This is a genomic window from Pseudoalteromonas atlantica (assembly GCA_007988745.1).
GTDB classification, from domain to species: Bacteria; Pseudomonadota; Gammaproteobacteria; order Enterobacterales; family Alteromonadaceae; genus Pseudoalteromonas; species Pseudoalteromonas atlantica.
In genome coordinates this window covers 1-12570 of record BJUT01000010.1, presented here as the reverse complement: position 1 = coordinate 12570, position 12570 = coordinate 1, and the positions used below count along the sequence as shown (strand labels likewise).

Genomic DNA, 12570 nt, shown 5'->3' with positions numbered 1-12570 from the left:
GGCACGCTTTGCTGAGCCACACCAAGCTATTTCAAATTTTAGTTTATCAGATTTTTATAAGTGGTTATTAGCAAGTATGGCAAAAAAAAGTAAATTCATGTCTTGGCTCGGTTTTGGTAAGTCAGATAAAAAACAAGCAGAAGCTGATAAACAACAGGCATTAGCTCAGCAACAAGAAGCTGAGCGCTTAGCGGCAGAAAAGGCCGAAGCAGAGCGTGAAGAACAAGCACGTATTGCTGCTGAAAAAGCACAAGCAGAGCGTTTAGCAATTGAAAAGGCTAATGCAGAGTTGCTTGCAAAAGAGCAAGCCGAAGCACAGGCGCAACAACAAGCACAAGCTGCACGTTTAGCTGAGCAAGAAGCGCAAATGCGTTTAGAGCAAGAGCGAATGGCTGCACAGCGAGCTGAGCAACAACGTTTAGACACAGAGCGCGAGCAAGCTGAGCAAGATGAAAAATTAGCAATTGAAAAAGCCAACGCTGAGTTGCTTGCGAAAGAGCAAGCTGAAGCACAGGCGAAGCAACAAGCACAAGCCGCTCGTTTAGCAGAGCAAGAAGCGCAAATGCGTTTAGAGCAAGAGCGTGTTGCAGCAGAAAAAGCAGAAGCTGAACGTTTAGAGCAAGAGCGAATTGCCACAGAACAAGCAGAAGCTGAGCGTATAGAGCTGCAGCGTATTGCAGCAGAGCAAGCAGAAGCTGAACGTGTAGAACAAGAGCGTATTGCACAAGAACAGGCAGAAGCTGAACGTGCAGAGCAACAGCGTATTGCAGCAGAACAAGCAGAAGCTGAGCGTTTAGAGCAAGAGCGTATTGCAGCAGAACAGGCAGAGGCTGAACGCTTAGAACAAGAGCGTATTGCACAAGAACAGGCAGAAGCTGAACGCGCAGAGCAAGAACGTATTGTTGCAGAAGCAGAAGCTGAGCGTTTAGAGCAACAGCGAATTGCTGCAGAGCAAGCAGAAGCTGAGCGCTTAGAACAAGAGCGTATTGCACAAGAACAGGCAGAAGCTGAACGTGCAGAGCAAGAACGTATTGCAGCAGAGGCCGAAGCTGATCGTTTAGAGCAAGAGCGCATTACGGCAGAGCTTGCAAAAGAAGAAGCTAAACTTGCCGAAAAGCCTAAAAAAGAAGGCTTTTTTTCACGTCTTAAAAAAGGGTTATTAAAAACCCGTGTAAATATAGGCTCTGGCTTTGCATCTATTTTTAGTGGTAAAAAAATAGACGATGATTTATTTGAAGATTTAGAAACACAGCTTCTTACCGCCGATTTAGGTGTTGATACCACCATGAAGCTGATTGATAGCCTTACTGATGCCGCCGATCGCAAGCAGCTTAAAGATGGCGATGCGCTTTATGACTTAATGAAGCAAGAAATGGCCGCAATGCTTAAAACAGCTGAGCAACCGCTTGAGATACATGCTGATAAAAAACCATTTGTTATATTAATGGTCGGTGTAAACGGCGTAGGTAAAACGACAACCATTGGTAAGTTAGCTAAGCAATTTCAAAATGAAGGTAAGTCGGTTATGTTGGCCGCAGGTGATACCTTTCGTGCAGCAGCCGTAGAGCAGCTGCAAGTGTGGGGCGAGCGTAACAGCATTCCTGTTATTGCCCAGCACACTGGTGCAGATAGTGCCTCGGTGGTGTTTGATGCATTTCAAGCCGCTAAAGCGCGTAATGTAGATGTATTAATTGCTGATACAGCAGGGCGCTTGCAAAATAAAGATAACTTAATGCAAGAGCTTGAAAAAATAGCACGCGTAATGAAGAAAATTGACCCCGATGCACCGCATGAAGTTATGCTAACCATTGATGCGGGTACAGGTCAAAATGCAATTAGCCAAGTAAACTTATTTAATCAATGTGTTGGTTTAACCGGTATTACCCTTTCAAAACTTGATGGTACTGCTAAAGGTGGGGTTATATTTGCGGTTGCAGATAAGTTTAATATTCCTATTCGTTACATTGGTGTTGGCGAAGGTATTGATGATTTACGCGCATTTAAAAGCGATGACTTTATTGACGCTTTATTTAGCCAAGATGAGGATGACGCTTAATACATAAAAGGGAGCTTGCTCCCTTTTTTGGTCTGTTTATCTTTTGAGATTAAACATGCGCTGCCCTTTGGACTATTTACTTTTTATTGCTCGGTTTTACTTAGCCTTCTGGGCTATAAACCTTGCGCCGCGATTAAATAGTCTCTAGGCAAAGCAAATTTCAATCCTGAAAGGTCTGCAGGCCCTAGCTAAGGAATTCCATTTTACTAATTTGGGACTGGCATAATAAAAAATGATAAATTTTCAGCAAGTAAGTAAAACCTATCCGGGTGGGCATCGCGCTCTCGAAAAAGTTACATTTCATATTAAGCCTGGCGAACTGGCTTTTTTAACAGGCCACAGTGGTGCGGGTAAAAGTACCTTATTAAAGCTCATTAGCTTAATGGAGCGCCCCTCTGCAGGCAACGTGCTAATTAATGGTGTTGATTTAAATAAAGTTAATTCTCGGCAAATTCCTTATGCACGCCGCGATATTGGTATTATTTTTCAAAATCATCGTTTGTTAGAGCGTTACACTGTGTTTGATAACGTTGCACTGCCGTTGATTATTGAAGGCACTTATCATAAACAAATCGCTAAACGAGTTCATGGTGCGCTAGATAAAGTAGGGCTGTTAGATAAAGTTAAATGTCATCCTTCTACACTCTCTGGTGGTGAGCAGCAACGCGTAGGTATTGCCAGAGCGATTGTAAATTCTCCGCCTATTTTATTAGCTGATGAACCAACGGGTAACCTTGACCCCGAGCTCTCTATGGAAATATTAAGGCTATTTGAAGATTTTAATAAACACGGTACGACAGTACTTATAGCAACACACGATCTAGGTCTGGTGTCGCGTTTAAAATACCGTAGCCTGACTTTAAAAGATGGCCGAATGCTTGAAGACCCACTTGCGGAGGGCACGCTGTGAGCTTGTTATTTAAAGGACGCCAAAACTCAAACGATAAACAAAAAAAATCAGCCATAGCTGGCGGTTATTTTTTTATTATTAATATTTTTCGCCAAGGTGTGCACAGTTTAGGTGAAATGTGGCGTACGCCACTTGCATCATTAATGACAATTGCTGTACTTGGGCTAAGTTTAACATTGCCTGCAACGCTTTATTTAGTCGTAAAAAATGTACAGCAAGTCAGTAGCGGGTTTGAAGAAGCCAGTGAAATATCGCTTTTTGTAAAAGAAAGTATGAGCGAACAAGAAACACAAACCTTAGTAAAGCGTTTAGCACTTTACGCCGAGGTAGAAAGTGTTGAATTTATTTCTAAGCAACAAGCATTAACTGAATTTAAAGATGTGTCGGGGTTTGGGCAAGCTTTAGAATACCTAGATAGCAACCCGCTACCCGATGTTGTATTAGTGACACCTACTAAGCGGCATCGCCAGCCTAATGCGGCTAAAGCGCTGCTTACAAAGCTTGAGAACGAGCGCGAAGTAGATTTTGGTAAGCTTGATATTGCTTGGCTTGAGCGCCTAAATGCATTATTAGACTTATTAAAAGAAAGCGTTATCACAATTGCTTTATTACTTCTTACCTCTGTCACGCTTATTATTGGTAATACGATTCGTTTATCGATTATGGATAAAAAAGAAGAAATACAAGTAATGAAGTTAGTAGGTGCTACCAATACATTTATACATGCTCCGTTTTTGTGGACCGGCATTTGGTATGGCGTTATAGGGGGCTTGTTTGCATTTATTTGTATTGCCTTAATGATGTGGTGGTTAACTAGCGCAGTAAGCAGCGTTGCAGGCGTGTATCAAACAAGCTTTTCGTTAATTGGTTTAACGCTTAATGAGTTTGGCGCATTAGTATTACTAGCAACCAGCTTAGGCTTTATTGGTTCTTACTTATCGGTTAACCGATATATTAAAGAAATTGAGCCTGATAAAGTATGAGTACAGCTGCTAATGGCTGACTCAAAAATGTCATGTTTGTATATTATTATCCTCAAATGAGATTAGTTGTAAATGCGCTGTTACGCTTGCGCTAATCTCTTGCAATCCCTTAGTTCATCACTTATTCAGTCGCATGTAGTAGACTTAACATACACTAAAAAACCGCTTGATTTACGCTTAAAAAAAGTTTTAAATTGGGGTTAGCACTCTTAGAGAAAGAGTGCTAAGATGGTTTCAAATGTTTATCACCGAGGTGAAAAATGAGTAAAGATTTATACGCAATGGCACTTACAGTTGGGCAACAAAGCGCAAGCATGGACGGCTACCTTCAAGCGGTTAGCACAATTCCTATGCTTAAAGCTGAGCAAGAGAAAGAGCTAGCAACACGACTTCAAGAAGAAGGCGATCTTAGTGCTGCAAAGCAACTCATTATGTCGCATTTACGCTTTGTAGCACATATTGCTAAAAGCTACTCGGGTTATGGTTTACCGCAAGCCGACTTAATCCAAGAGGGCAATATAGGCCTGATGAAAGCGGTTAAGCGTTTCGACCCAAGTGTGGGTGTACGTTTAGTGTCTTTCGCTGTTCATTGGATTAAAGCAGAAATTCATGAGTTTGTGCTTAAAAATTGGCGCATCGTAAAAGTTGCGACCACTAAAGCGCAACGTAAATTGTTTTTTAATCTTCGTAAAAACAAAAAACGTTTAGGTTGGTTTAACCAAGCTGAAGTAAGCACTGTAGCGAATGAGCTAGGTGTGAGTGAAAAAGAAGTTCGTGAAATGGAATCGCGCATGAGCGGCCAAGACATGGGCTTTGACTTAACGGGCGACGATAACGACGACGCACCAACAAGTACATATTCACCAGTACAATATTTAACAGACGGCTCAGCTGATTTAGCTGACGATATTGAGCAGCAACAATGGCAAGAGCAGTCACATACTCGTTTATTTAGCGCGCTTAAAACGCTAGACGAACGCTCACAAGACATTGTAAGTGCACGCTGGTTGTCTGATGACAAAGCAACACTACAAGAGCTTGCTGAAAAATACAGTGTATCTGCTGAGCGTGTTCGCCAGCTAGAAAAAACAGCGATGAAAAAGCTGCAAAGTGCTATGAGCTAATAGCGCAAAAAATGTAAAACTTAAAAAGCCCTGCATTAATATGCGGGGCTTTTTTTTAACTAAAAAAGCTAACTAAAAAGGTTAATAGAAAGTATCGTTTGTCTTGTTCTGCTTACCTCTAGTCACATCTATGTATCTTTTAATTAAATGTACGCTATTTAAAATTAATGAATAAGTTTGGTTTTAATTTAAATAGATGATTTTAGTTTGTTTTTAATTTGGGTATATGAAAATATTCGCGCACCTGAGCGACTTATCGCTCAAATCGTAGCTTAATTAAGTCATTTAATTGCTGGTTTGTTGCCTTTCAATTTCATTTAACGCGAGTATTTACACTCAATATGAACTCATATTCACTAAAGAAAAAAATCTTGCTATCGGTCGTTCTTGCCCTAGCCGTTATTATTGTATTGCTGTCCTGGAATAGCTATACCTCTCAAAAAGCGTTACTGCTAAAAAGCAGTATTGATAACGTAAGCCAATCTGGTAAGCAACAGGCTACGAGTATTGAAAATTGGCTAGCTAGTCGTCAGCAGATAATTAAATCGGTTGCGAATAAGGTTGAGGACAACACGCTCAGCGCACTACAGCAAGCAGCATTTTCAGGTGGCTTTCAGTTAACTTACTTTGGAGATAGTAGCGGAAAAATGACTGACTCTGATCCCAGTATTGATCGCACCGGCTACGATCCGCGCACTCGTCCATGGTATAAACAAGCACTGCTTCAAAGTAGCACCGTAATTACCAAACCTTATTTAGATACCGCGTATAATCTGTTGGTTGTTTCTATTGCTAAAACCACGCAAAGCGGTGTGGTTGCGGGGGATTTATCGATTGAGGCCTTGGCCGATAGCGTCAATACAATGTCTTTGCCTGCGGATGGGTACGCCATTATGATGCATAAAGATGGCACTGTGGTTGCCTACAAAGACGCTAGAAAAGTAATGGCAGATATTACGCGTATTGACTCGAAAATAAATCATCAATTAATTTTATCTAACAGTCAAAACGGTGAATTTACTCCTGTTTACTTTGAGAGTGAAGACCGAGAGAAGCTAGTTTGGGGTGAAAACATTAACAATACAGATTGGCAGTTGCTGTTTGTATTGGATAAACAAACTTTAGAGGCTCCGCTTATTAGTTTATTGCTGACCCAATTAGTGCTGGTTGCAGTAGCACTTTTACTGAGTGTGTTGGCTATTTCATGGTTATTGGGTGTATTGCTCGCCCCTTTGAGCCGAGTGTCGCAAGCTTTATCAACAATTGCAGATGGTAACGGTGATTTAACCCAGCGTATAACTGTTGATACGCAAGATGAAGTTGGGGTTCTGGCTGGTAGTTTTAATCGTTTTGTTAGCAGCCAACATGAACTGATCAGTCATATTCGTCAATTAGCTACTGACTTAGACTTTGATGCAGAGAAAAGCTTGATCACCAACCAAAGCAGTGTCAGTGAGTTGCAGCGCCAGCAACAAGAAGTGGCTATGGTTGCTACCGCGGTCACAGAAATGGCGAGTGCAACCCATGAAATTGCCGCTAATGCAGAAAACACCGCAACCGCATCGCAACAATCGGCACAAAGTAGCCGTGAAGGTAAGCTGTTAGTTGATAAAACCAGAAACACGATTAATTCACTCGCGGGCGAAATAGACCAAACTACCACAGTTATTGGTGAATTAAGTTTGCATGCTCAGGCTATATCGAGCATTTTAACTACCATTCAAGAAATTGCAGAGCAAACAAATCTCTTAGCACTTAATGCTGCAATAGAGGCCGCCCGTGCGGGATCGCAGGGGCGTGGTTTTGCAGTGGTTGCCGATGAAGTGCGCGTGTTATCAAGAAGAACACAAAACTCTACAGCCGAAATTTATACCACTATAGAAACCTTACAAAACACCACTAAAAAAGCAGTGAGCTTGATGGACAGCAGTAAGGGCTATGCCAACAATAGTGTGGATGATGTAAATGCTGCCGCACACGCACTAGAAGAAATTACTTTGGCGGTAAATGAGATTTCTGATATGGCGGGTCAAATAGCGGTTGCAGCAGAAGAGCAAACGCAAGTGACCAATGAAATTACTAGAAATACGGTTGCCATTAAAGATGTAACCGATGAAATAACTACCTCAGCTACCGCGCATTTAAGCCAAGCCGAAGTATTAAAAGACAGAGCTACAGATCTAAATGCCAAGGTAGCGACATTTGTTTTATAAATACCATACTTATAATTGAGTTAAATTAACTGATGGAGTAAGGTGCTCGCTTACTCCATCAGTTTAATGAAACGGCTTGTTGTTGGGCTATTTGTACATACTTACGTTCTACCAGCTGTGAGATTGGTACCAGTTCAAAGCCTTGCTCAGTGAGCTCAGGTAGCGCTTGGCGTAAAAAGTCGATGGTTTCTGGGTAGGGGTGGGCAATCGCTATGGCAAAGTGATGTTTAGTCGCTTTATATTTTAGCTCATCCAGCCTTTGCTGCAGTTGCTCATGCGTGGTTATATTGTCTAAAAACACATGGCGGCCTATATTTTCAACCCCAATAAAATTTGCCGCATTTTGCGCTTGGCTTAAGTCGGTAGTACGGCTATCTAAAAAGAATAAATTACGTTTTTTAAGTACTTCCATAGTCCACTTCATGGCTTGGCTTTGTTGAGTGAGTGCCGACCCCATATGGTTATTAACCCCTTTTACTTGCGGTAAGCTTGCCAGTGCGGTGCCTAAAGTTTTTTGTAGCTGTTCTTTATCCATATTTACAGTGAGCCCACCAGGGCCGAGTGCTTTACCGTTCAAGGCTTGCATAGGTACATGCAATAAAAGCTCTTTATTTGCTTGGCTGGCAAGCGTGGCAAAAATTTGAGAGTAGGGTGTGTGGGGCAAAATTGAATACGACAATTGCCCTGGTAAGGTAAGAAATTCTAAATCTCGCTGATGATAGCCAATATCATCAATTACGATGGCTATTTGCTTTGCCCAAGCAGTGCTAGATACAAAGCAGATAGCCAACAACAGCCATTTTATTATTTTCACGTTTATAGTTTTTATTATCTTTTTAATTTATTAAGGGTATTTTTTAATCTCAGCGCCGGGTAATAAAGCTATCTCAGCAGCCATTTTTAGCGCTAACTGCCTTGAATTTACTTAAAATTTATAGCTAAAGAATAGCAGAATCTAATAGTGTTAATATTTATTCTGTTATTAAATCGCTTACCTAGAGTTTAGATTATTTACTATTGCATGCTAAGTAATTGCTTAGCTTTTACTAACTGCAAGTCGCCCAGTATTTCATGTTCAAATTGTGGTGTATTTTTGTTCTGCTCATTTTTTATTATAACGGCTTTATTTGATTGTGGAAGGGTTGCTTGCGCAATTGCTACATCGGGGGTAACTCCTACGCCTTCAATAGATACGCCCGCAGGTGTAAAGTACTTAGCAGTTGTTAATTTTAGCGCTGTATTACCATCACCAAGTGGGATCAAAGATTGCACCGAGCCTTTGCCATAAGACTGATTACCAACCACTGTAGCACGCTTATTATCTTTTAAAGCAGCGGCGAGTATTTCAGCCGCAGAGGCCGAATTTTCATTAATAAGCACCACAATAGGCAAGCCTTTTAGTATGTCGCCTCGTTTAGCGTAGTAGGCTTGATTAGCGTCGTAATAGCGCCCTTTAGTGGTGACTATAGTGCCGCTTTGTAAAAATAGATCTGCTACCGCCACTGCGCTTTGTAAAGTACCACCTGGGTTGTCACGTAAATCAATGACTAACCCTTTAAGGGGCGTGCGATAATCATTTTTAAGTGCAGCTACCTGCAGCGCCACTTCATGTAAGGTGTGATTAGAAAAATTATTTATGGCTAAATACCCAGTGCCTGAGTCGAGTAATTGGCTAGTGGCGCTTTCTAAGTTTATTTCTTTGCGATTTACCGCAAAGCTAATTGGTTGCTGCTGCCCTGCGCGCTTTATTGTTAGTTTAACCGCGTTAAAGCGGGTATCTTTTATCAACGCAGCTACTTGCTCTAAGCTACCTGTTTGCGTGTTTATATCATTAACACTAACAATAATATCGCCCGCTAAAATACCGGACTTTTTGGCTGGGGAGTTTTTAACAACACCAACAATAGTAATGTCACTGTCAATGTCTTTCACTTCAATGCCCACGCCTGTGTAATGGCCATTTGTATTATTAAACAAAGCGTCTAAGTCATTTTCATTGAGGTATTTAGAATAAGGATCTAGCTGGTCTAGTAAAATTTCTACTTGCTGATTATTAAAGGCACCCTGTGCACCTTTTGTCAGTGATAAGTCATCGACATAATAGGCTTTAATGTTGAAGAGTATTTCAGAAATTTGCTGACTTTTAAGATCTTTAACTGAGCTGGCAAGTAATGAATTGCTAAAACAAAAAATAGCAATACAGGTCAATGCGCACAATAAAAACAAATAGCGCGTACGGGAAGAGGGAAATGAGCGTGTTTGTGGTATTTTTTGAGTCATCAGCTGCTCCTAATGCGGTGCAGCTGTTTTATTCACTTAAATACGTCTGCACCATTTAACAGGATTTACTGCGCGTCCTTTGTGGCGTATTTCAAAGTATAGACCAGAACTCGATTGTCCGCCGCTTTGACCTACTAATGCCAGCGTTTCGCCTTCTCGAACCATGTCGCCCACATCTTTTAATAATGTTTGCGCATGGCCGTATAGGCTCATAAAGCCCTCACCATGATCAACCACAATAACCCAGCCAAAGCCTTTAAGCCAATCAGCAAAAACAACTTGGCCATTATTAATACTGTTTACATTAGTGCCTTCTTTTGCACCAATTAACACGCCTTTCCAGTCTATGCCGCCATGTTTGCGCTGACCAAATGTGTGTTTTAACTTTCCTTTACTGGGCCAATTAAGCTTGCCTTTACTTTTATTAAGGCCGAGTAATTCAATTTTTTGAGTCTTCTCTTGCTCAAGTTCTTCAATGGTGGTGATTAATGTTTGCTCGTTGTCTTTTAAGTAATTAATCGAGCTTTTAGTGCTATTGAGCTGTGCTTGTAAGTTTTTAAGATTAGTTTGGCGCTCGCTTTGGGCGTTTACTAGCGCGCTTTGGCGTCTTTTTTGTTCTTCAAATAAGGCGGCTAATTTTTGTTTGGTTTTGGCAAGTGCGGCTTGGTTTTCTGCAATTTGTTGTTGTAGTACTTTAAGCTCTTCAATTTGCTCTATGCGCGCTTTATTTAAATAGTTGTAATAGCTTAAGGTACGCTCAAATTTAGCTGTGTCTTGCTGGTTTAAAAGCATTTTGGGGTAGTCGTCGCCCCCAGCCATGTAAGCACTTTTTAGCTGGGCAGCTAAAATGGCTTGAAATTGCGCGTGTTGCGCTTTTAATTGCTGTGCTTTTTGTTGCTGTGCTTGTTGTTTTTGCTCGGTTTCTTTTACTGATTGCTCAGCCATATTGAGGGCTTTGGCATTTTTAGCTATTTCTAACTCGTGTTTTTTTAAGTTTTTTTGCAGTGCGGCAATTTTTTTTCGCTGTGCATTGTACTCTGCTTGGCTTTGCTCTAATGCAGATTGCACTTCAGATAGGTCTTTTTTAGTGCGGTTTTCGTTAGCAGTTGCAGGTGCAACCACTAACGAAACCAATACAACTGTATAAACACTAAACCAATTTACTGGTTTGCTCATGTGTTATTTCAACGCCATGATTGGCGTGCCGGTCATTTCGCTTGGTTGCTCCATGCCCATGAGGTGTAGCATAGTAGGTGCTACATCACTTAATGCTTTGCCTTCACTTGGCGTTGCATCACGTCCTACATAAATAAATGGCACTGGCTCGCTAGTGTGAGCGGTATGAGCTTGGCCCGTGGCAGTATTTGCCATTTGCTCTGCATTACCGTGATCGGCTGTGATAAGTGCTTCACCGCCAAACTCATCTAGCGCTTCTACCACGCGGCCTATACATGCATCAACAGCTTCACAGGCTTTAACCGCGGCTTCAAACACACCAGAGTGACCCACCATATCGCCATTCGGGTAATTACAAATAATGGCATCAAACTTACCGCTTTTAATAGCTTCAATAAGTTTGTCGGTTAGCATTTCTGAATTCATTTCTGGCTGAAGGTCGTAAGTGGCAACCTGTGGAGAAGGAATTAATTCGCGTGATTCGCCTTCAAATTCATCTTCGCGTCCGCCACTAAAGAAAAACGTAACATGAGCGTATTTTTCTGTTTCAGAAATACGTAGCTGCGTTTTGCCATTTTTTTCAAGCCATTCACCTAATACGTTTACCAGTGGCGTAGGACCAAACGCGACAGGGGCATCAATATCGGCTGAGTATTCTGTCATCATTACAAATGCACTTAACTGTGGTGATTTTTTCTTTTCGAACCCATCGAAGTCTTGCTCTACAAAGGCACGGGTGATTTCACGGGCACGGTCGGCTCTAAAATTAGCAAAGATGATGGTGTCGCCATCATTAATTTGTGCTGCTTCAGTGCCTTGTGGTGTAATGGTGGTTGGTGCTACAAACTCATCGTTTTCGTCGCGCTCATAGGCGGCTTCTAATGCCGACACACCATCAGCATAATTAAACTCGCCTTCACCTAATGCCATTACATTGTAGGCTTTTTCTACACGGTTCCAACGGTTGTCTCTGTCCATGGCGTAATAACGGCCCACAAGAGACGCTAAGCGGCCACAATTTAGCTCGGCAAATAAGGCTTCTATACGCTCTATTGATGCTTTAGCACTGCGTGGTGGTGTATCACGACCATCTAAAAAGCCATGAAAATATACTTCTTTTGCACCGCGTTTAGCGGCTAATTGAATACTTGCGACAATATGATCTTCGTGGCTGTGAACACCACCTGGGCTTAATAAACCCATAATATGCACGGCTTTGCCTGCAGCGACTGCTTTATCGATGTTTTCAACAAGTGCAGGAGTTGAGTCAAATTCGCCATCGTTGATTGCTTTGGTAATGCGAGTAAAGTCTTGATAAACAACACGACCAGCACCTAAATTTACATGGCCTACTTCTGAGTTACCCATTTGCCCTTCAGGTAAGCCTACATCTAAACCTGAGCCTGAAATTAATGTGCGTGGGCGGGTTGCCCATAGGTTGTCTAAAACGGGGGTGTTGGCTGCAAGAATCGCATTGCTTTGCTCATCTTCGCGGTATCCCCAACCGTCTAAAATCATTAATACCAGTGGTTTTTTATGCTCTGTCATAATAGCTCCTGAAAATTAGCACCTGTTGATGGGCACTGTGCACCGAAAAGGTTATCTGGTTAGTTTTAGCATACCGTGTTTTAGCGCCAGAATCAGCACTGAGAACAAGATATTAAATTTTTTACTTACTTTCATATATGGGGTGCTTTATGAGTTTTTAAAGCGCAGCAAACTCGCATTTTAACTTGGTTTGGGTATACTTGCGTGGCTAAAGTACAAAATACCTAGAATATTAGGGCGTGTTGCACTTTGGTGGCTGAATTTGCAGCAGTATGTTTGG

The 12570-nt window shown here is 41.7% G+C and carries 9 protein-coding genes; 5 read left to right on the top strand and 4 right to left on the bottom strand.

The window, feature by feature from the left end; translation table 11 throughout:
* Nucleotides 1–76 precede the first annotated feature (76 nt).
* The 5 genes from ftsY (at nt 77) to PAT01_RS06710 (ending at nt 7286) form a co-directional block, all read left to right on the top strand.
* Nucleotides 77–2056 carry a signal recognition particle-docking protein FtsY gene (gene ftsY / locus PAT01_RS06730; RefSeq protein WP_154945199.1) on the top strand — a complete coding sequence of 660 codons (1980 nt, stop codon included), beginning with the start codon at nt 77–79 and terminating at the stop codon, nt 2054–2056.
* Between the two features lie 232 nt (nt 2057–2288).
* A complete protein-coding gene (gene ftsE / locus PAT01_RS06725) occupies nt 2289–2966 on the top strand; it encodes a cell division ATP-binding protein FtsE (RefSeq protein ID WP_138579895.1) in 678 nt (225 codons plus the stop codon).
* A complete protein-coding gene (gene ftsX / locus PAT01_RS06720; RefSeq protein WP_004588622.1) occupies nt 2963–3949 on the top strand; it encodes a permease-like cell division protein FtsX in 987 nt (328 codons plus the stop codon). Before ftsE ends, ftsX begins: the two co-directional genes overlap by 4 nt.
* Before the next feature lie 260 nt (nt 3950–4209).
* Nucleotides 4210–5073 carry an RNA polymerase sigma factor RpoH gene (rpoH, locus tag PAT01_RS06715; RefSeq protein WP_004588621.1) on the top strand — a complete coding sequence of 288 codons (864 nt, stop codon included), beginning with the start codon at nt 4210–4212 and terminating at the stop codon, nt 5071–5073.
* 341 nt (nt 5074–5414) lie between these two features.
* Nucleotides 5415–7286 carry a methyl-accepting chemotaxis protein gene (locus PAT01_RS06710; protein WP_096042353.1) on the top strand — a complete coding sequence of 624 codons (1872 nt, stop codon included), beginning with the start codon at nt 5415–5417 and terminating at the stop codon, nt 7284–7286.
* Nucleotides 7287–7344: 58 nt separating this feature from the next.
* On the opposite strand, the gene PAT01_RS06705 is transcribed toward PAT01_RS06710, so the two are convergent.
* The 4 genes from PAT01_RS06705 to gpmM all read right to left on the bottom strand — a co-directional run bounded on the left by PAT01_RS06705 (nt 7345) and on the right by gpmM (nt 12290).
* Complete coding sequence (locus tag PAT01_RS06705; RefSeq protein WP_154945198.1) at nt 7345–8100, bottom strand: divergent polysaccharide deacetylase family protein; 756 nt, start codon at nt 8098–8100, stop codon at nt 7345–7347.
* A gap of 200 nt (nt 8101–8300) precedes the next feature.
* A complete protein-coding gene (locus PAT01_RS06700) occupies nt 8301–9566 on the bottom strand; it encodes a S41 family peptidase (RefSeq protein ID WP_154945197.1) in 1266 nt (421 codons plus the stop codon).
* 36 nt (nt 9567–9602) lie between these two features.
* A complete protein-coding gene (locus PAT01_RS06695) occupies nt 9603–10742 on the bottom strand; it encodes a murein hydrolase activator EnvC family protein (RefSeq protein WP_096042350.1) in 1140 nt (379 codons plus the stop codon).
* Between the two features lie 3 nt (nt 10743–10745).
* On the bottom strand, nt 10746–12290 hold the full coding sequence (gene gpmM / locus PAT01_RS06690) for a 2,3-bisphosphoglycerate-independent phosphoglycerate mutase (protein WP_154945196.1): 1545 nt from the start codon (nt 12288–12290) through the stop codon (nt 10746–10748).
* Between the last annotated feature and the right edge of the window lie 280 nt (nt 12291–12570).